This is a genomic window from Sporosarcina sp. FSL W8-0480, from assembly GCF_037963765.1.
GTDB lineage: Bacteria > Bacillota > Bacilli > Bacillales_A > Planococcaceae > Sporosarcina.
This window is the reverse complement of sequence record NZ_CP150166.1, coordinates 2948492-2967228: the sequence shown is the minus strand read 5'-3', so window position 1 is coordinate 2967228 and position 18737 is coordinate 2948492. Positions and strand designations below refer to the sequence as shown.

Annotated in this window: 21 protein-coding genes and 1 pseudogene; 15 read left to right on the top strand and 7 right to left on the bottom strand. The window is 42.7% G+C overall.

The window, feature by feature from the left end; all coding sequences use genetic code 11:
- Positions 1-212 precede the first annotated feature (212 nt).
- From nikC to NSQ43_RS15205, 10 genes are all read left to right on the top strand, one after another.
- Positions 213-1106 (top strand): nickel transporter permease, encoded by an 894-nt coding sequence (gene nikC / locus NSQ43_RS15250; protein ID WP_339251566.1) that lies wholly within the window; start codon positions 213-215, stop codon positions 1104-1106.
- 16 nt (positions 1107-1122) lie between these two features.
- A complete protein-coding gene (locus NSQ43_RS15245; RefSeq protein WP_339251564.1) occupies positions 1123-2064 on the top strand; it encodes an ABC transporter permease in 942 nt (313 codons plus the stop codon).
- A 27-nt stretch (positions 2065-2091) separates the two neighbouring features.
- Entirely contained in the window at positions 2092-3144 is a 1053-nt protein-coding gene (locus tag NSQ43_RS15240) for an ABC transporter ATP-binding protein (protein WP_339251562.1), read from the top strand.
- Positions 3089-4120: a dipeptide ABC transporter ATP-binding protein gene (locus NSQ43_RS15235; RefSeq protein WP_339251561.1), complete on the top strand. Its 1032-nt coding sequence runs from the start codon at positions 3089-3091 to the stop codon at positions 4118-4120. Before NSQ43_RS15240 ends, NSQ43_RS15235 begins: the two co-directional genes overlap by 56 nt.
- A gap of 180 nt (positions 4121-4300) precedes the next feature.
- Positions 4301-4936: an NEAT domain-containing protein gene (locus NSQ43_RS15230; protein WP_339251559.1), complete on the top strand. Its 636-nt coding sequence runs from the start codon at positions 4301-4303 to the stop codon at positions 4934-4936.
- 3 nt (positions 4937-4939) lie between these two features.
- Positions 4940-6400 carry an NEAT domain-containing protein gene (locus tag NSQ43_RS15225; protein WP_339251557.1) on the top strand — a complete coding sequence of 487 codons (1461 nt, stop codon included), beginning with the start codon at positions 4940-4942 and terminating at the stop codon, positions 6398-6400.
- A 74-nt stretch (positions 6401-6474) separates the two neighbouring features.
- Entirely contained in the window at positions 6475-7407 is a 933-nt protein-coding gene (locus tag NSQ43_RS15220) for an NEAT domain-containing protein (RefSeq protein WP_339251555.1), read from the top strand.
- A 24-nt stretch (positions 7408-7431) separates the two neighbouring features.
- Positions 7432-8310, top strand: coding sequence for a heme ABC transporter substrate-binding protein IsdE (isdE, locus tag NSQ43_RS15215; RefSeq protein WP_339251554.1), 879 nt, complete (start codon positions 7432-7434; stop codon positions 8308-8310).
- Positions 8311-8336: 26 nt separating this feature from the next.
- Positions 8337-9320 carry an iron ABC transporter permease gene (locus NSQ43_RS15210; protein WP_339254950.1) on the top strand — a complete coding sequence of 328 codons (984 nt, stop codon included), beginning with the start codon at positions 8337-8339 and terminating at the stop codon, positions 9318-9320.
- Complete coding sequence (locus NSQ43_RS15205) at positions 9310-10080, top strand: ABC transporter ATP-binding protein (protein WP_339251552.1); 771 nt, start codon at positions 9310-9312, stop codon at positions 10078-10080. Before NSQ43_RS15210 ends, NSQ43_RS15205 begins: the two co-directional genes overlap by 11 nt.
- A 48-nt stretch (positions 10081-10128) precedes the next feature.
- Here the strand turns inward: NSQ43_RS15205 and NSQ43_RS15200 are convergent, their stop codons facing one another.
- Positions 10129-10269, bottom strand: a complete 141-nt coding sequence (locus NSQ43_RS15200) for a hypothetical protein (protein WP_339251550.1) — start codon at positions 10267-10269, stop codon at positions 10129-10131.
- Positions 10269-11570, bottom strand: coding sequence for a tetratricopeptide repeat protein (locus NSQ43_RS15195; protein ID WP_339251548.1), 1302 nt, complete (start codon positions 11568-11570; stop codon positions 10269-10271). The genes NSQ43_RS15200 and NSQ43_RS15195 overlap by 1 nt, the downstream gene beginning before the upstream one ends.
- A 309-nt stretch (positions 11571-11879) precedes the next feature.
- Here NSQ43_RS15195 and NSQ43_RS15190 point away from each other — a divergent pair, with 309 nt between their 5' ends.
- On the top strand, positions 11880-12041 hold the full coding sequence (locus NSQ43_RS15190) for a hypothetical protein (RefSeq protein WP_339251546.1): 162 nt from the start codon (positions 11880-11882) through the stop codon (positions 12039-12041).
- Positions 12042-12128: 87 nt separating this feature from the next.
- Here the strand turns inward: NSQ43_RS15190 and NSQ43_RS15185 are convergent, their stop codons facing one another.
- The 3 genes from NSQ43_RS15185 to NSQ43_RS15175 form a co-directional block, all read right to left on the bottom strand.
- Positions 12129-12671 carry a manganese efflux pump gene (locus tag NSQ43_RS15185; RefSeq protein WP_339251544.1) on the bottom strand — a complete coding sequence of 181 codons (543 nt, stop codon included), beginning with the start codon at positions 12669-12671 and terminating at the stop codon, positions 12129-12131.
- Positions 12672-12799: 128 nt separating this feature from the next.
- The gene (locus NSQ43_RS15180) at positions 12800-12988 is read right to left on the bottom strand and encodes a hypothetical protein (RefSeq protein ID WP_339251543.1); all 189 of its coding nucleotides are present in this window, start codon (positions 12986-12988) and stop codon (positions 12800-12802) included.
- 54 nt (positions 12989-13042) lie between these two features.
- Entirely contained in the window at positions 13043-13576 is a 534-nt protein-coding gene (locus tag NSQ43_RS15175) for a GbsR/MarR family transcriptional regulator (protein WP_339251541.1), read from the bottom strand.
- Between the two features lie 206 nt (positions 13577-13782).
- Between NSQ43_RS15175 and NSQ43_RS15170 the strand changes: the two genes are divergently transcribed.
- Genes NSQ43_RS15170 through NSQ43_RS15160 form a run of 3 tightly spaced genes read left to right on the top strand, consistent with a single transcriptional unit; the run spans position 13783 to position 16785 of the window.
- Positions 13783-15045, top strand: coding sequence for a glycine betaine/L-proline ABC transporter ATP-binding protein (locus tag NSQ43_RS15170; protein ID WP_339251539.1), 1263 nt, complete (start codon positions 13783-13785; stop codon positions 15043-15045).
- Positions 15038-15886: a proline/glycine betaine ABC transporter permease gene (locus NSQ43_RS15165; protein WP_339251537.1), complete on the top strand. Its 849-nt coding sequence runs from the start codon at positions 15038-15040 to the stop codon at positions 15884-15886. The genes NSQ43_RS15170 and NSQ43_RS15165 overlap by 8 nt, the downstream gene beginning before the upstream one ends.
- Positions 15886-16785, top strand: a complete 900-nt coding sequence (locus NSQ43_RS15160) for a glycine betaine ABC transporter substrate-binding protein (protein WP_339251535.1) — start codon at positions 15886-15888, stop codon at positions 16783-16785. Before NSQ43_RS15165 ends, NSQ43_RS15160 begins: the two co-directional genes overlap by 1 nt.
- Positions 16786-17176: 391 nt before the next feature.
- Here NSQ43_RS15160 and NSQ43_RS15155 read toward each other — a convergent pair.
- Both NSQ43_RS15155 and NSQ43_RS15150 read right to left on the bottom strand, forming a co-directional pair.
- Positions 17177-17413: pseudogene (locus NSQ43_RS15155) on the bottom strand (transposase); the annotation flags it as partial.
- A 274-nt stretch (positions 17414-17687) separates the two neighbouring features.
- A complete protein-coding gene (locus NSQ43_RS15150) occupies positions 17688-18140 on the bottom strand; it encodes a competence protein ComK (RefSeq protein ID WP_339251533.1) in 453 nt (150 codons plus the stop codon).
- Positions 18141-18530: 390 nt separating this feature from the next.
- On the opposite strand from NSQ43_RS15150, the gene NSQ43_RS15145 reads away from it, so the two are divergent.
- On the top strand, positions 18531-18725 hold the full coding sequence (locus tag NSQ43_RS15145; RefSeq protein ID WP_339251531.1) for a hypothetical protein: 195 nt from the start codon (positions 18531-18533) through the stop codon (positions 18723-18725).
- Positions 18726-18737: the final 12 nt, after the last annotated feature.

Below are 18737 nucleotides of genomic sequence, written 5' to 3'. Positions count from 1 at the left end.
AAAATTAAATATTAAGTTCGAACCAATAAAATAATTGTGAGATGAAATTCGCCTTCATTGCTATGCTTTATATAGTAAATTGATTTTTAAATTATATTATTTTAAATTAAATGAAAACAATGATAAAAAGCATTCCGCAAATGCCGTATTCATGTTATGCTACTGTCAATATACCAATTTTCAATAAATTAATAGGGGAAGGTGTTCAAAACATGGTTCAACATACTCCTGTTGCGGAAATCAGGCAGAAACGAACTAACCCAAGAGTCGAAGCCTACAAAGCCTTTTGGCGTAGGCTTGGTAAAAACAAGGCAGCAGTTGTGGGAGGAGTTTTAATCCTATTTTTTATTTTAACAAGCTTTTTCGGACCACTTTTTACAACTCTTGATCCATACGAGACTCAAATTTCGAATAAACTGAAGCCACCTTCCGCGGAACATTGGTTTGGTACGGATAACTATGGAAGGGACATCTTTACCCGTATTATCTACGGAATGGCCATTACGATGAAAGTCGGATTTTTTTCCGTTACCCTTGGAGGTGTCATCGGTGTCCTTCTTGGTATCATCTCGGGTTATTATGGCGGGAAACTTGACACGGTCATTATGAGACTAATGGATGTTCTCCTTGCATTCCCGGGAATCCTACTTGCCCTTGCGATTGTTTCCGTTTTAGGTGGAAGCGTGCAGAACATGATCATTGCGGTTGGGGTGTTCTCCGTTCCTGCATTTGCAAGGATTGTACGTGGATCAACTTTATCGGTACGAAAACTGGAATATATTGATGCGGTAAAAGCGCTTGGGGCAAGTGATGCGCGGATTATATTTAAGCATATTTTACCGAACGTCATGTCGCCGATCATTGTTCAATTGACATTGCGGATAGCAACGGCAGTTTTGACTGCAAGTGGTCTTGCTTTCTTAGGCTTAGGTGCGAAACCACCGACTCCTGAATGGGGTGTCATGCTAAGTGAAGGGCGTGCATATATGCAACAAGCACCTCATCTTGTTTTATTCCCAGGAGTAGCTATCGTGATCGTCGTATTGGCTTTCAATATCTTTGGGGATGGTTTGCGCGATGCACTCGATCCGAAGATGAAAAAATGATGGAGGAGGCAAACAGATGACAAAATTTGTGATAAGGCGCCTACTCCAGACGATTCCAGTCTTAATTGGCGTTTCGGTACTTGTATTCTCATTGATGTATTTAATTCCTGGGGATCCGGCACAGATCATTGCGGGTGAAGGTGCCTCTCCACAAACGGTGGAACAAATCCGCGAGAAATTAGGGTTGAATGAACCTGCACCCGTGCAATACCTCAAGTATATGAAGAATGTCGTCCAAGGCGATCTTGGAAACTCGATCCGTAGCAACAGACCAGTCATGGATGAAATAAAGGCACGATTCTGGACGACGGTGGAGCTGTCCTTTTATGCGACCATTCTTGCTGTGTTCCTTGGTTTAATAGCCGGAATAATATCGGCGGTGCGGCATTATACATGGTCGGACGTTTCAATTATGATCGTTGCGCTTTTCGGTTTGTCGATGCCGAACTTCTGGCTTGGGCTTATGCTGATCCAATGGTTTGCAATCGGTCCCGATTGGTTGCCTGATTTCTTGAAAATGAGGGCATCTGGATGGGGTGATAGTTGGAGACAGCTTTTATTGCCTGTCATCACACTTGGAACGGGTGGCGCCGCAATTATTGCGCGCATGACCCGGGCATCGATGCTTGAAGTTATCGGACAAGATTATATTCGTACGGCTCGGGCAAAAGGGATGGGCGAGCGGGTTGTCGTCTATCGACATGCTCTGAAGAATGCATTGATTCCTGTCATTACGGTTGTTGGACTTGAGTTCGGGGGGTTCCTTGGCGGAGCCGTATTGACTGAAACGATATTTGCGATCAACGGAATGGGACGACTTACGATTGACGCCATCCGGACACGGGATTTTCCGATTGTACAAGGAACGGTATTGATCATTTCATTCCTGTTCGTCTTAGTAAACTTGCTTGTCGATATATCCTACCGCTTCCTGAATAAGCGAATTGACTTGAATTGACCCATGGTTGAAAGAGAGGTGTCCGGAATGGAAACGAATTTATTGGAAGTACAAGATCTTCGTACATCCTTTTTTACAGATGACGGGGAATTGAAAGCGGTTGATGGCGTCAGCTTCGTTCTGCCGAAAGGGAAGACCCTTGGGATTGTAGGTGAATCCGGCTCAGGTAAAAGCATAACGGCGCTATCGATATTAAAACTCATAGCTGATAATGGAAAGATTGTGGGCGGAGAAATCCATTACAAAGGGAAGGATCTCCTCACCTATTCTGATAAACAGATGCGTGATATCCGTGGAAATGCCATTTCAATGATCTTTCAGGAACCGATGACGTCTTTGAACCCAGTTTTTACGGTTGGCCAGCAAATTAGCGAATCGATCATGAAGCATCAGAACTTGTCGAAAAAAGTAGCTTTAGTCAAATCTGTCGAATTGCTGAAGCTTGTAGGAATCCCGTCCCCTGATAAGCGGGTCAAGCAATATCCGTATGAATTATCCGGTGGAATGCGCCAGCGGGTCATGATTGCGATGGCGTTGGCATGCAATCCGGAAATCCTGATTGCGGACGAACCGACGACAGCTCTCGATGTGACGATTCAAGCGCAGATTCTTAGGCTGATCCGTGATTTGCAGACACGGCTTGGGATGTCGGTGATCATGATTACACATGATCTTGGTGTCGTTGCGGAAACATGCGATTATGTGGCGGTCATGTATGCAGGGCAAGTTGTCGAGTATTCGGATGTCGTGACGCTGTTCCAAAAACCGAAACATCCATATACGATCGGATTGATGAATTCATTGCCGAGACATGATGTTGAAGTTGAAAAGTTGGAGTCGATACAAGGCAATGTACCGAATCCGAAGGAAATGCCGACTGGATGCCGGTTTGCACCAAGATGCCCGGCAGCAACGGATCTTTGTAGACAGGAAATGCCGGAATTAATGAAGGATAGTGAAGGAAATGACGTGCGTTGCTGGATATATAGTGAAAAATGGGAAGGCGAATCGGAGGTGATTGTCTATGGCGAAAAAAGAATTGCTGAAGGTCGAGGGACTGAAACAATACTTTCCGATTAAAGGCGGAATGATGGGCCGGACAGTCAATCATGTAAAAGCTGTAGATGACATCAGCTTTACAATTTACGAAGGCGAGACGGTCAGTATCGTAGGAGAATCCGGCTGTGGAAAGTCGACTACGGGGCGCGCAATCCTTCGATTGGAAGAGCCAACGGAAGGTTCAATCACTTTTGACGGCCATGAATTGACGTCTTTATCGAAACGGGAAATGAGGAAGTTGAGGAAGGATTTGCAAATCATTTTCCAAGACCCTTATGCATCCATTAACCCGCGTCAAACTGTCGCAAACCTGCTCAATGAAGCGATGACCATTCAGAAGGTGGTCCCTGCGAGGGAACGCCGGGCTCGCATAATCGAGTTGCTTGAAACAGTAGGATTGAATGAATACCAGGCGGATCGGTATCCACATGAATTTTCAGGTGGGCAAAGGCAACGGATTGGAATTGCCCGGGCATTGTCTGTTAATCCAAGGCTGATCATATGTGACGAGGCAGTCTCTGCTTTGGACGTATCCATTCAGGCGCAAGTTCTGAATTTGTTAAAGGATCTTCAGGAAGAGTTTAAATTAACGTATTTATTCATTTCGCATGATTTAGGTGTTGTCCGACATATTTCGGACCGGGTCATCGTCATGTACCTTGGAAAAATCGTTGAAATTGGTGACAAGTATTCTATTTTCGAGAATCCTAAGCATCCGTATTCAAGGGCTTTATTATCAGCAATTCCGGTTCCGGACCCGACACGGGAGAAAAAGCATATCGTCTTAACAGGTGATGTCCCTTCTCCAATCGATCCTCCGACTGGCTGTCGTTTCCACACACGATGCCCGTTTGCCCAAGATAAATGTAAACTTGAAGAGCCGAAGTTGATGACACATGATTCCATGATTGACGGTCATCAAGCGGCCTGCCATTTCATAGAGGAAATTGAGAGTGGTGCACTACAAGCAGAAGGTTTTGAAGAGGCTGTATTTTAATGGAAGTAATCATTAATTATAAAGGTGATGTTTCGTTCGAAATTGAACGGAATATCGCCTTTTTATATTGCAAACAGAAGACCTTGTGCTTCAATTCTTTGTCACTATTTTGTGAACGATATGTGAAGGTTGAGAAAAGGTCTGTTAAATTACAAGTTTGTAAGATATTATTGGGGGGGAATGATAACTGTTCTCATTGGAAGAGGTGAGGGGTTGGCGAATCGGGGAGTATTGAAGGGATTGGCGGTTGTATTACTGCTTAGTTTCTTTTTTATAGTGAATGGAACGGGAGCAGATGCGGCTTCTTTAGATGATGGCCTTTATACGGTGGAGTATGAGCTGCTACAAGGTGACGGTGATTCCGTTTCCATTGCGAATGATTATTTTGAAAAACCTGCGTTGCTTAAAGTGCAGGACGGAGATGCATATATGCAGTTAACCGTGAATCATAGCAACTGGGTGAAAGAGTTAAAAGCGCAGATTGGCGATGAATTCGTAGATGTTAGCGTGATCGGATGGGATGACGAAGCGGATATACGAGTCGTCGAGTTCAAGGTGGACAGTGATCTTTCAGAACCATTTCCACTTAAAATGCGTGTCGCAATTGAGGAGATGGAGCCGGCTTACGATCATTCCTATACAGTCCGAGCTGCTCTTAATCTGGATTCCGCTGAAGTGACAGAAACGGGTTGGTTAGGGGAACCCGAGTCTGAAGGTACTACCGGAAATACTTTTATTTACATAGCGATCGTAGCGGTTGCTGTTTTGGCATTCCGGCTAATGCGATCCAAGAAAAAGAACTCAAAGGAGAGTTAAAGAATGAAGAAAAATTTGATGATGCTTTTAACAGCTATTCTTGTGTTGTTTACAGCGGTTCCTGCACTTCCATCAGCTGCTGCAGAAGTGAATGCGCAAGAACAGCAGACTTATGAACTTCCATTTAAAGTGCTAAAAGCAGATAGTGATGAAGTATCGGCTGCTGGGCAACATGTGAAAAGCCCCGCGCAAGTCAAAGTTGAAAACGGTAAGAATATCGTATATATGACATTGCTTAATAGCCAGTACTGGCAATCTATGAAAATCCAAGACGGCACTGATTTTGTCGCTGTTGAGGTAGTAAGTGAAGATGAAGAAGCAAAAACAAGACTTGTTAAGTTTGAGATTAAAGATGTTAAAAAGATATTGAGTGCCAAAGCCCATATTATCGTTACAGGAATTCCAGGAATGGGCACATATGACACAGTGCATGACATCCGTTTCCAGTTTGAAGGAAGCAATGTTCCTGCTGATAAAGAGGATGAGTCAAAAGGTGAAGAAACAGGTAAACCAGTAACTGTAAAAGATGGAAACTATACAATCGACTTCACGCCATTGCATGAAAAGGAAGACAAAGCTTCAAGCATGGCAAGACATATGGAAACGACTGCAGCATTGACTGTGAAAGACGGTAAGAATCTTGTTACTGTTAAATTGACGAACAATGAACAGGTTACAGCATTCCAAGTAGAACAAAACGGTGAATTCGTTGACGCAAAAGTTGAAGCTGTAGATGAAGAAGCAAACAGCCGCACGGTTTCATTTGAAGTGGCTAACCTTAGTGAAATTATGAATGCGAAAGTGACTGTTCATGTTGCTTCAGCAAATTATACTGGCAATCATGTAGTTCGCCTATCATTTGATACAAAGACAATCGCACCAGTTGCGGCTGAGAAAGCGCCTGTTTCATTCAAAGACATCAATAATTCTTTTGCAAAAGAATATATCGTTGCTCTTGCTGAAAAGGAAATCCTAAAAGGAAAAACATCCGACACATTTGCTCCGGACGATAAGATTACAAGAGCGCAATTTGCAATGGTAATTGCACGTGCATTGGAATTACCGAAACAAGAAGCTACAGGTACATTCTCTGATGTTACGAAAGATATGAAAACGATTGTTCAAGAAATTGAAGCCGCAAACCGTGCGGGCATCGTGTTAGGGAAAAATGACGGTAAATTTAGTCCAAACGAAGAAATTACACGCGAACAAATGGCAGCAATGATCATCCGCGCAATCGAATACAAAAATGCATCGGTTCTTAAAGGCATTAAAACTGATGTAGTATTCTCTGACGCTGGTCGCATCAATGCCTATGCTAAAACAGCGGTAGCGCAAGCTTCAGGTCTTGGCATCATCGACGGAAGCACTGTAGACGGCAAGAAAGTGTTCCAACCTAAAGATAGCGCGACTCGTGCACATGCATCTAAAATGGTTTACAACATGCTTGAAGTAATTAAATAAATTCACATTCAATTGCCGGCGTCGCATCTACAGTGACAGCCGGCGTTGTCTGTATATGAATAAAGGAGTCCAAGATGAAAACGAAAATACTCTTTTCGATGGTAATGGCGATGTTACTTGCATTATTTATACCTATTTCGGGTCAAATGCATGCAGCAGGTTCAACACACGCTGATGGTGATTATACCGTTCCGTTCTCCGTCTTAAAGGCGAATTCGAATGAAGAATCGGCGACTGTGGAATATATGGTGAGTCCCGCAAAAGTGAAAATGCAGAATGACAAGGCTACTGTAACTGTAACATTGAATAATAGTTCTTGGTGGCAATACTTCAAGGTTCAAGGGAAAGACGTACAGGTTGTAAGTGAAGCGAACGATAAACGAATCGTCAAATTTGACGTTGTAGACATATCTCAACCAGTTAATGCCAAGATTCATATCATCGTAACAGGAATACCAGGTTTCGAATATGACAATACGTACGATATTCGACTTGTTTTCAACACATCTTCAATTCCGGCGCCTCCTGTTGAAAAACCGGTGACACCGCCGGCGAAGGAGACGAAGCCGGAAGTTAAGCCTGAGGTGAAACCGGTACAAAAGCCTGCTGAACAGAAGACTGAAAAACCGGCCGAGAAAAAAGAAATTTCAAAGAGTGAAGTGGCTGTTAATAAAACCGAGTCCGCAAGCAAAACCGAGTCTGAAAAGGATGAGGAAGCTGAAAAGCCAACTACTAAGGAATCGGAAGTCGGTACGGATGAAACCGATGATGTATTGAATGATGATGAAAGTGAACTCATTGCTTCGGAACAAGACGTGGAAGAAGCTGCAGAGGATGAAGTTGAGACGGAAATAGAGGAAACCACTCAAGAAGAAGCCGTTGCAGATGAGGTTGCGGATGAAAAGGAAAGTTCGAACACGACCTTATTCATCGTACTTGCAATGGTCTTTGTAGTTGTAGCAGGCGGCATCACGTTTGCCGTTATGAAGAAACGTGCTCGTAAATAAGTGCGCACAAGGAGTTGTACAAATATGAAAAAGGTAATAGGCTTTATCGGATTGTTGTTCCTTGTAATGCTTATGGGCTGTTCTTCTAACGACGATAAAGTCGTCGGACAGACGGCGGACGTGGGGGATGGCGATCGGATTGTTGCAACGACCGTTGCATTGACTGAAATTATGGATGCGCTTGAGATTGATTTAGTCGGCGTGCCTTCAAGCTATAAAGACTTGCCTGAACGATATGCAGATGCGAAAGAAGTCGGCAATCCGATGAGCCCTGATATGGAGACTCTTCTTTCGTTGAAGCCGACGGAAATCTACTCAGTGACGACGTTGAAATATGATTTGCAAGAGATGTTTGATGAACGCGGTATCAATATGACGTATGCGAATTTAGAAAGTATCGACGCAATGCATGAAGAAATCTTGCGTATTGGTGAGAAATATGACCGCTTGCAGCAGGCTGAAGCTTTGGTTGCTCAGTTCGAAGAGAAGGTTGCTGAAATCGAAGCGGCTGCTGAAGGGAAAGAGAAGCCGACTGTTTTGATTCTACTTGGGATTCCAGGGAGTTATTTGGTTGCAACAGAGCATTCCTATATTGGTGACCTTGTGAAGCGCGCAGGCGGCGTGAATGTGATCACTGGCGAGGATGTAGAGTTTTTATCCTCCAATACGGAATACTTGCAGCAGGCGAATCCTGACATCATTTTAAGGGCTGCACATGGAATGCCAGAACAGGTTGTGGAAATGTTCGATAAGGAATTCAAAACGAATGATGTTTGGAAGCATTTCAATGCCGTGAAGAATGGTCGAGTTTACGACCTCGAAGAGCAATTATTCGGTACAACAGGCAACTTGGCGGCGGTGGAAGCACTTGGTGAATTGCAAAAAATGCTTTTTCCTGAATGAAGAAGGCAGGTAGAACTATGTCTTGGATAACTAAAAGAAGGACCAGTTTTATAGTCGTTATCGTGCTGTTGGCAGTTGTGTTCGTGAAGTCTGCATTGACGGGTAGCATTACGGTGACGCCGTTTGAATTGATCCACGGATTGCTGACGGGTACGAATGATGACGTTGAAATCATAAAGGATCTTCGATTCCCAAGGATCCTGATTGCGGTGTTTGCGGGGGCGGCTTTGTCGGTAGCTGGGGCGCTGCTGCAAGCGGTCATGCGCAATCCGCTTGCAGATCCCGGGATTATCGGAGTGTCTGCAGGAGCGAGTTTCATGTCCATTTTACTGATTGCGATTTTCCCGACAATGTTTTTTTTCGTTCCATTATTTGCGTTTTTAGGCGGAGCGTTAGCATTTTTGCTTGTGTATTCATTGTCTTGGAAATCGGGACTGGATCCGCTACGGATGATTTTAATCGGGATTGCAATTAATGCACTGTTCACAGGTCTTAGCCAGGCGATTGGATTTAGCGGGGGCGGACTTACGCAGTCGATGAGCCAAGTGACAACCTCGACGTTGACGATGAAGAAGTGGAGCGATGTCGATGTCATTATGCTCTATGGAAGTATAGGTATCATCCTTTCCTTTTTTGTCTATAAATGGTGCAATTACTTGGCGCTTGAGGATAAAACCGCGAAGAGCTTGGGAGTCAATGTGAATCTCGCAAGGTTTGTTATTTCGTTGATAGCCGTTCTGCTTGCATCAGTCGCGACAGCTGTTGCGGGGATGTTTGCGTTTGTCGGCCTGCTCGTTCCGCATATTGGTAGAACACTCGTCGGCAACGACCATAAAGTACTTATTCCATTTTCCGCATTGGCTGGAGCGCTTCTGATCCTACTTGCAGATACGCTTGGAAGAGTATTGATTGCGCCGAATGAAATCCCTGCATCGATTATCGTCGCGGTCATCGGTGGTCCATTCCTCATATTCTTGTTGAGAAAGAGTGATCGTATTTATGGATATTAAAGAAGTCACGTTTTCCTACGATAAAAAGTTGAATACATTGCATGCTGTGAACGGCGCTATCGAAAAGGGGAAAGTGACGACGATCATTGGTCCAAACGGTTGTGGAAAGTCGACTTTGCTTGGTGTCCTGTCGAATCATCACAGGCCTAATACCGGAGAAGTGATATTAGATGGGAAGGCACTGACCGATTTCAAACCAAAAGAACTTGCAAAACGGCTTGCCGTCGTCCATCAGCAAAACAATGCCCCGTCCGATATGACTGTGGAAAAGCTGACGGCTTACGGAAGGATCCCTTATAAAAATCTCTTCTCCTCCTCGACCAAAGAAGATGAGGAAGCGGTCGAATGGGCGCTCGCCAGTACCAACTTGTTAGATAAACGAAGGACACCTATTGACCAACTATCCGGCGGGCAGATGCAACGCGTCTGGATTGCCATGGCGCTTACCCAGAAGACTCCCTATCTGTTTTTGGATGAGCCAACGACGTATCTCGATATTTACTACCAATACGAGCTGCTTGAACTCATCCGCTCGTTGAATAAACAGCACGGCATCACAATTGTCATGGTCTTGCATGATATTAACCAGGCAATCCAATTTAGTGATACGATCATCGCGATGAAAGACGGCAAGATTGCTGCTAAGGGAGCTCCGGTGGATATTATAACTGCCGACGCGATCAATGAGATCTACGGCGTGCAGGTGGTCGTTAAGCATGATGAGCAAGCGGGGATGTATATAGTTCCGGTGGGGATATAGGATGAAAAAAGGAAGCGGACCATGTTTGGCACGCTTCCTTTTTGTTTGTTATTCTTGGATGGAAAAGGTACTGAAGATCTTTGGCGTTTGATCGCCTGTTGACGTCTGTCCTGCTGATGCAGACGCATTAGATTGAATCGATAGCCCTAAGACAATTGCCAGTAACAGAATAGATAGCATTTTCTTCATTACAAATCCTCCCATTTTTCTATTTTTCTATAAATATTACCGTATTTATTAGCTTCACGGTAATAAATAGATGCTAGTTTATATTTCCTATTGTAATGGTACCAGTCCGCTAAAGCAATGCAATACTTATGAATTAACTTAAACTCTTGAATTTCCTTAAAGTACTGAATTGTGTCCAAAGCTATTTCTTCAGATAGCCCCTGTTCACTATGGAGGGATTTATAAAAATTAAAGTGATGAATAAAAGAAAGCAGTCGTTCATCATTGGATTTCCGTAATATGTGTAGACCTTCATCTGTCCATTTCCGAACAGCCTCTTTATTACTAAGCTTAGAGTATTCCATTATCAAGCAGTAAATGGAACCTAAGTTTTCACTAACACTTTCGAGAGTTTTTCTACTTAAACTTTTTTCAAAATAGTGAATGGCTTGATCACTATTCCCCATTATACCATTAAGAGTGCCAATATTGTGATAGATAATACCTTTTTGGCTATCAAGATGAAATTCCTCACAAATCTGCATTGCCTTCGAGTATGCTTCCAAGGCTTCTTGGAACTGCTCATTTAACTTTCTATTAACCCCGATGATAATATAGCATTCTGATACACGATTCATCTGTAAAGTTTCCATGAAATAATCAAGAGCTTTTCGAATATAATCGATTGCAAAATATATATTTTCCTCCGCAGTGTAGATAATCGCAAACATATAATAGAACTCCGCTTTTTCCCATTCAGCGAGTGGGATGGTTTCTAGTTTTTCAACAATTTCCTCGAGGTAGGAAATAGAATTTTTTCGTTTTCCGGAATTATAGTAATACAATACCTGGTTTAATAGAAATAAAAAGTTTTGATAAGCATCAAAACTATCAACGGAATCACTTAAAGCTTCAATCTCCCTTCTTATCTCTTCGAAGTTTTTACCTAAAATAATTCTAAATCGTAAGGTAATCAATAAATATGTATAATATAGGGAGTCATTTTCAAATAACAGACTATTTCTCTCCAGATATTCTAATTTTTCAGCTGTAAGTTCAACACTTCTTGAAGTAATCACTAATTTATATGTTGAGAGTAGCAATTCCTTGAATTCTTTTTCAGTTTTAGTATCCTTCTTCTGCAATTTCCCCGAATCTATTCCCAAGCGTTGGAATAATAACTCCGCAATATCCTCACTCGGCTCAATTAAATTCCGCTCAATCTTAGATAGGTATGAAGGAGTGCAAATGCCTTTTGCAAGGACTATTTGTTTCATATCTTGACGTACACGTTCAGCACGAATCAAATGACCTATTTTCATATGCCTACCCCTCTCTCTATTATCATAGTACATTATCAGTATAAACCAAATCAAATCAATTTGAAAAATCAATTTGAGAAATATTTATTGAAATCGGCAAAAAAATAGGCTTTTCCAAAAAAAATGTCCCAACAGGAAAAACTTCAAACTGTAATCCAATCGTGTTATGTTTAATACAGCAAGATTGAAGGGTATCCTAATAAGGACTTATTACTTACAGTTTTTGTGGATTTTGGCTGCCGCAAATGTATCTGGGTCTAATATACGTAACATCAGAATTGAGACGATTAAAGAGGAGTGTGAAGGAATATGATGATTATGCCTACAGAAAATGAGAATACAGCAGAATTCCTAGACATCGAACTCATGGAGATGAAAATGGAACTACTACAATTTGTAAAGAACATGCAATCGAAGGGGTTCCTGAAAACGGTTGACTATCATGAGTTGACTAACACATTGGATATGTAAATTGAATAAAAAGTAGGAAAGGTGAAACGGATTTCGCAAATAAATCCCGTTTCACCTTTTTAATGTCATGGGGTGTAGAATTTCACCTCACATAAAAATTTCAAATATGCCGATCAGTATTAACAATAATCCTCCAATACGTTCTGCATGTTTACCGAAAAATGTATTTCCAATCGAATGGCCAAGCCTGACGCCAATTGCAATGGAAATGAATGAAAAGAAACCGACGGAAATTGCTGTAGGTAATGGGAGAGCGCCGGTAATGCCTGCGCTGAAGCCAATTGAAAGGCAATTGAGGGCTAAAATGAACCCTAAGACGACTGATTCCTTCCAGCGGATAGAGGTTAGTTGTTTGGCATCCCCAGCACATTCAGATGGTTTCAAGCTAACCCATAAGCCGAGTCCGATTAAAAGAATGCCTCCCGTAAGGTTGGAGAATGATAGCGTCAAATAGTTGGATAAGATTTTTCCGATTATGATCGATACATATGCAGCTGCCATGGATATGATGGAGATGATCAGATTGTAACGGACTGGAATGCGGTTGGAACGCAAGCCGAACGCCATACTGATTCCTAAATTATCAATATTTGCTGCCACACCGATGGCAATAATGGTGATCAATAACAAAATAATACCCCCCGCATCCGAATGTATCTATTCAATATCTATATGGTTTGCGTATTGGGGAGGATAGGCTAAAGCGCGAAAAAGCTGTTTTGATGTCGGAAATTGACCTCAAAACAGCTTTTTTATACTTACAATGATTCTCTCGTTTTTTTGGCTCCAATAATCATCAGCCCAACCGAGCTTGTAATATTGAAAATAACTGCGATAATCAGCAAGGTCATCTTTAACCCTTCCGATAATGAAAGTGTCAATGATAGAACAAGACACACACTGCCAATTATTAACAGAATCAGTAAGATTGGCATTTTTGACGACATTAGGTTGACACCTCTTTACGAACTATATTTGTTCATTTATTTATATTCATCTAATTAGGCGTTTGGCGGAACAAGCTTAAAGATTTCATGCTCCTCGAAAGCATCTACTAAACGGTCAAGCCATTCATAGTAGTCTCGGATGTATTCAAGTTTTGCAATATCTGTTTCCACGATATCTTTTAATTCATCACTGATTTCGGGGTCGTTCTTCAACTCCTCAAGCTCACTAAGCGATTTCCTGATGGCAACCGTGTGGAGTGAAATGGATCTGCGCCATTTAATCGAAAATAAATCGATGAAACTCTGATACCAATCGTCTTTCACTTGATAAAGATCTTTTCTGACACCGCGTATCCATGCGCGTTCCACTAATTTCAAATCAGCTAACGCTCTTACAGAGGTGCTCATGCTCGTTTTGCTCATCCCAAGTTCTTCCGTCATATCATCCAGGGTTAGCGGTTCATTGTGGAAAAACATCGTGCCGTACTGTCTGCCGGCAGAAGGTGTTAGGCCGTATAGATGTATATTTTGAGCAATCGTTTCAATAATCCGCTCGCGTGCCTTTAGAAGTGTTTCTTTACCGTCCATTATGCATTCCCTCCGCAGTATATCATAGGAATCGAGATTCGATCACTCTCTTAGCGTATTATACCCACTTTTAAAAAGCAATGATACAAGTATTGTTTATACAGTTTTTACTGTACAAACAATTTATTTGGTAAAAACGGTTGTATTACAAAATTGTTACGACTATACTATTAGATATTAAGTTTTGCGGATTAAGGAGTGTAAGGATGGATCATCAGAAAAAGAAAATCGAAGTGATCAACACAACAAAAATCTTTGGTAAACATAGCAGGCGTGCAGCCCAGCTATTGAATGAGGGGAAATCGAAGAGTGAAATCTTGAAATCTACCGGGGCGACGGTAGGTGTGAAAGACGCTACTTTCGATGTCTATGATGGTGAGATATTTGTCATTATGGGGCTGTCAGGAAGTGGGAAATCTACATTAGTACGGATGTTAAATCGTTTGATCGACCCGACAATGGGGTCTGTGCTCATCGATGGTGAAGATATTGTCAAGATGAATAAAGAGCAGCTTCGTGAAGTGAGAAGGAAGAAAATTGGGATGGTATTCCAGAATTTTGCCCTATTCCCACATAAGACGATTCTTGAGAATACTGAATATGGACTTGAGATTCAAGGGATTGCGAAAGCTGAACGGAAGGAAAAAGCTAAGAAATCGTTGGAACTCGTTGGATTATCAGGGTATGAAGATCAATACCCAAGCCAGTTGAGTGGCGGGATGCAGCAACGTGTCGGTTTGGCGAGAGCGCTTGCAAACGATCCGGACGTTCTATTAATGGATGAAGCGTTTAGTGCCCTTGATCCTTTGATCCGAAAAGATATGCAGGATGAATTGCTGCAACTTCACCACGACATGGGGAAAACAATTATCTTCATTACCCATGACTTGGATGAGGCGCTTCGGATTGGTGACCGTATCGCTTTAATGAAGGATGGCGACGTCGTTCAAATCGGCACGCCGGAAGAAATACTGATGAACCCATCCAATAAATACGTAGAACGGTTTGTAGAAGATGTCGATCTTGCGAAAGTGTTGACAGCTGGACAGATTATGAAAAAGGCAGATATGGTTCAAATCGACAGGGGACCAAGAGTTGCCTTGCGCCTTATGAAAAGGCTCAGAATTTCATCTATCTACGTAGTGGATAAAGGGAATCGGCTTGTTGGTGCCGTAACGGCACAGGATGCTGTGGGGGCAACAGAGTCCGGGAAAACTCTTGAAGAAGTCCTTATTAAAGACATCCCTACAATTTCTCCGGATACGGTGTTAACAGATTTGTTCGATACTGTTTCGACGACTGCCATTCCGGTGGCGGTTGTGAATGAGCAACATCATTTGTTAGGCATTATTATTCGTGGTGCACTGATCGGCGCTTTGGCAGGCGACGGGCAGTTTATAAATAGCAGTACTGATTCTGATACTGCGGAAGAAATTATGGAAGAAAACGAGGTGAGCAACATTGGATAATTTATTGCCTCGTTTGCCGTTCGCCAGTTGGATTGATACTGGCATTGATTGGCTTGTTACTCAATTCGGCTCTGTATTCGATGGAATATCAGGCTTTCTAAAAGGCATTGTTGAAGGTTCGGTAGATTTGCTAACTATGGTGCCTTCCATTTTGCTTGCCGTCATATTCGCATTGCTTGCATGGTTCCTTTCCACTCGAGGAATTGCGATATTTACTCTCGTCGGACTGTTGTTCATTGACTACCTTGGCTACTGGTATCCGATGCTTCAAATGCTTGCGCTTGTTATAGCGTCCGTTATGATTGCGCTTCTTATAGGTATCCCGTTAGGTATTTTGGGATCCCAACAGCCTACGGTGAAGAGGGTCATCAATCCGATATTGGACTTGATGCAGACGATGCCGGCATTCGTTTATTTATTGCCAGCGATATTCTTTTTCAATATCGGAGTCGTGCCTGGCGTAGTAGCATCAGTCATCTTCTCGATGCCGCCGACAATCCGATTGACAATGCTTGGAATCGAACAAGTACCGAAAGATTTGATCGAAGCGACAGAAGCATTCGGATCGACGACATGGCAACGTTTGGTGAAAGTGCAAATCCCACTTGCGAAGCCGACGATTATGGCAGGGGTCAACCAAAGTATCATGCTATCGCTATCCATGGTCGTTATTGCGTCGATGGTCGGTGCACCAGGGCTCGGCGTGGAAGTGTATAGGGCGGTGACACAATTGAAAACAGGCGTTGGATTTGAAACTGGCCTATCAATTGTCATCGTAGCTATCATTCTTGACCGGATCACTCAGTACGCAGGTAAGAAAAAACAAGGGGGAACATTATAATGGATTTTAAAAAGAAACTATTTGGATTTGGAGCAGCAGCACTACTGGCCGTAGGTCTTGCCGCTTGTGGAAATGATGATAAAGCTGGTACGGGCAGCAGCTCAGATTCAGTAGGTGAGTCTCTTGACTATAAAATCACAGGGATTGACCCAGGTGCAGGTATTATGGAAGCGACCGACAGAGCGATTGAGGATTATGGCCTTGATAAATGGGAAGTGACAACTGGTTCCGGTGCAACAATGACCGCGGCATTGAAAAAAGCGTATGATGCTGAAAAGCCGATTATCATCACTGGTTGGACGCCACATTGGAAGTTCGCGAAATTCGATCTGAAATACTTGGATGATCCAAAAGGGTCTTATGGTGGGGAAGAACAAATCCGTACAATTGCAAGAACGGGACTTGCGGCTGACCTTCCTGAAGCCCACCAAATCCTTTCGAACTTCAACTGGTCAGAAGCGGATATGGGTGAAGTGATGGTAGCCATCCAAGAAGGTGAAAAAGAGGAAGTCGCTGCACAAAACTGGATTGATGCGAATGCAGAAAAAGTAGCGGAATGGACGGACGGAGTCGACAAGGTTAGTGGTGATAAAATCAATCTTGCATACGTTGCTTGGGATAGTGAGATCGCCAGTCATAATGTTATGAAGCTTGTCCTTGAAGAGGTGGGCTATGATGTAACATTGACGCAAGTTGAGGCTGGTCCGCTATGGTCCGCAATTGCTGACGGAAGTGCAGATGCATCACTTGCAGCATGGTTGCCAGTAACGCATAAAACTTATGCCGACAAATTCGACGGTCAATTCGAGGAACTTGGCATTAATATGGAAGGCGTTAAAATCGGATTAGTTGTCCCTGAATATATGGACATTGACTCGATTGAGGATTTAAAGGAATAAAATTAAAAAGCAGCCTATCTGAGGCTGCTCAGACTGTAGACAAAAGGGTTGGAAATCATAGATTTCCAACCCTTTTCTACATTTTAACTATTAGTAGCTGACATAACGTTGATTTCCGTTCCGGGCGGACGCTTTCCGGGGGGCTTGCCCTCAGCCTCCTCGGATGTGCTCCCAACGCTTCGCTTTTGGTCGCAAAAGCCGTTCTTCGTAACGGTTTTTCCTGCGGGGTCTTCACGCTGCGCTGATCCCCCAGGAGTCGCCGCCCTGCACTCCAATCAACTGGAGATCCTTTAAGACAGGGGCATCATTTCAGCCTCCATAGCCGGCGCTCTCCATGTCCAACTGGCCAGCTTCTTCAAATTTATGGCAGCAAAAGTCAGCATCGCCTGCATGTCTGACGCATTGAGCGAATGCCAAATGTATATTGGATAAATGTCATTTTGATTAGTACTACAGGATCAATGCTGGGTCTCCCAATGGTTGAATAAAGGTCTTCAACTAATGGATAGATAAAGGAAAAATCAATCGCAGCATCCAGTTTGCGCGCCAGATGGTCTTGAGGAACCAACTGTTCTATGGTCAGTATTTCCAACTGGTCTCGTTCATTGATTTGATTCTTCGTCATCATATCCATCTACTCATTCATTTAATAGGCAACACCGTTGATTGGAGCGGAGAGCGGCGACTCCTGCGGGAACAGCGCGAGCTGAAGACCCTGGACTGAGCGCAGCGAAGGAAGCGGCTGAAGCCGTGCCCGCGGAAAGCGTCCGCTCGCAGCGGAAATCAACATTTATAGCTTTATCTCTGTTTTAAATGAAAACAGACTGTAGGCAATACCAAAAATTAGGGTGTTTGTCTACAGTCTGAGCAGCCTATCTGAGGCTGCTTTTATGTCTAAAAAACTAAAAATACTTCTGATTAAATTCTTTTATACCAGGAAGTATGTAATTTAATTGATAAGTGGATTGAAAGTATCTATGTATACGCTTACGTTTGCGTTCCATGAATTCCTTGGATGCGCCGACAGTTATCGACATTCCATTTTTGAAATAGACTTTTGTTCTATTTTTCTCCAAGGCTTTTGATGTGAAACAATCGCTTAGAATCCAAACACAGTCTCCAATATTAGACGCAGCCGTTTGGATGAATGCTCTATTAGCCGATTGGTAGTTGGCTGGGTAAAATCCTCCTTGCAAAGGGGATCCCCTTTTCTGGGAATGACCAAGTAGTTCTAAAGGGGTTTGCTCGGAAAGAAAAATTCCTTCGGGTGTGATGATCTCCGAAACGCTACCATTCGAGTTTGCCCATCTTAATGCAAGTGCATCTGCATCAAGAGTCATACTTTTACAGTACATAAACGAATCCTCCTTTTTACATAAGTCTTCTGTATTATAACATGTAAATTTTCTAAAGAATAATAAAATTGAAGAAAGTAATTGATTGATTCCCAATATTACACTATATCGTACATAAATTACTTAATATGTCTATAAAAGTTACATTCTTGTTGAGTTTTGACGTATTTAACGAACATTGTAATTTGAATGTCGTGCAAGCTGCGAAAAATGAATGTTTCCCTATTCTTTATCAGCATCCGACAGCATAAACTGTCGATGGGGGGAATTTCTATTCGTTTACTGACGATAATCATGGGTGAATGGCGTATTTTATCAGAAATATTTGATTTTCTAAAAGGTATAAACGTCGTATAGTTAGTGAAAAGATTCCTATAAGGAGGAATGACCGTGGCCAAGAAGATAGTGGCATTAGTCTTTGCTGTTTCTGTCGTAACACTCAGTTTTGCAATTTACGCGGGAGTCAAACCTGCTGTGGAGATACTTGCTTCATTCGAAAAGCAATATGTACAACATAAAAGCGATGTCCAACTCGTTCAGATAGAGGAGGTGAGAGAGGAACTGATAGGACAAGTCAACAAGTAATTTGGGAAATGA

Excerpts from the sequence above, each read along its gene's own strand:
- NSQ43_RS15240 (WP_339251562.1), top strand. The coding sequence starts at position 2,092 with ATGGAAACGAATTTATTGGAAGTACAAGATCTTCGTACATCCTTTTTT.
- NSQ43_RS15170 (WP_339251539.1), top strand. The coding sequence starts at position 13,783 with ATGGATCATCAGAAAAAGAAAATCGAAGTGATCAACACAACAAAAATC.
- NSQ43_RS15235 (WP_339251561.1), top strand. The coding sequence starts at position 3,089 with ATGGCGAAAAAAGAATTGCTGAAGGTCGAGGGACTGAAACAATACTTT.
- NSQ43_RS15150 (WP_339251533.1), bottom strand. The coding sequence starts at position 18,140 with ATGTACTGTAAAAGTATGACTCTTGATGCAGATGCACTTGCATTAAGA.
- NSQ43_RS15245 (WP_339251564.1), top strand. The coding sequence starts at position 1,123 with ATGACAAAATTTGTGATAAGGCGCCTACTCCAGACGATTCCAGTCTTA.
- NSQ43_RS15200 (WP_339251550.1), bottom strand. The coding sequence starts at position 10,269 with ATGAAGAAAATGCTATCTATTCTGTTACTGGCAATTGTCTTAGGGCTA.
- NSQ43_RS15180 (WP_339251543.1), bottom strand. The coding sequence starts at position 12,988 with ATGTCGTCAAAAATGCCAATCTTACTGATTCTGTTAATAATTGGCAGT.
- NSQ43_RS15195 (WP_339251548.1), bottom strand. The coding sequence starts at position 11,570 with ATGAAAATAGGTCATTTGATTCGTGCTGAACGTGTACGTCAAGATATG.
- NSQ43_RS15220 (WP_339251555.1), top strand. The coding sequence starts at position 6,475 with ATGAAAACGAAAATACTCTTTTCGATGGTAATGGCGATGTTACTTGCA.
- nikC (WP_339251566.1), top strand. The coding sequence starts at position 213 with ATGGTTCAACATACTCCTGTTGCGGAAATCAGGCAGAAACGAACTAAC.
- NSQ43_RS15230 (WP_339251559.1), top strand. The coding sequence starts at position 4,301 with ATGATAACTGTTCTCATTGGAAGAGGTGAGGGGTTGGCGAATCGGGGA.
- NSQ43_RS15190 (WP_339251546.1), top strand. The coding sequence starts at position 11,880 with ATGATGATTATGCCTACAGAAAATGAGAATACAGCAGAATTCCTAGAC.
- NSQ43_RS15160 (WP_339251535.1), top strand. The coding sequence starts at position 15,886 with ATGGATTTTAAAAAGAAACTATTTGGATTTGGAGCAGCAGCACTACTG.
- NSQ43_RS15175 (WP_339251541.1), bottom strand. The coding sequence starts at position 13,576 with ATGGACGGTAAAGAAACACTTCTAAAGGCACGCGAGCGGATTATTGAA.
- isdE (WP_339251554.1), top strand. The coding sequence starts at position 7,432 with ATGAAAAAGGTAATAGGCTTTATCGGATTGTTGTTCCTTGTAATGCTT.
- NSQ43_RS15225 (WP_339251557.1), top strand. The coding sequence starts at position 4,940 with ATGAAGAAAAATTTGATGATGCTTTTAACAGCTATTCTTGTGTTGTTT.
- NSQ43_RS15205 (WP_339251552.1), top strand. The coding sequence starts at position 9,310 with ATGGATATTAAAGAAGTCACGTTTTCCTACGATAAAAAGTTGAATACA.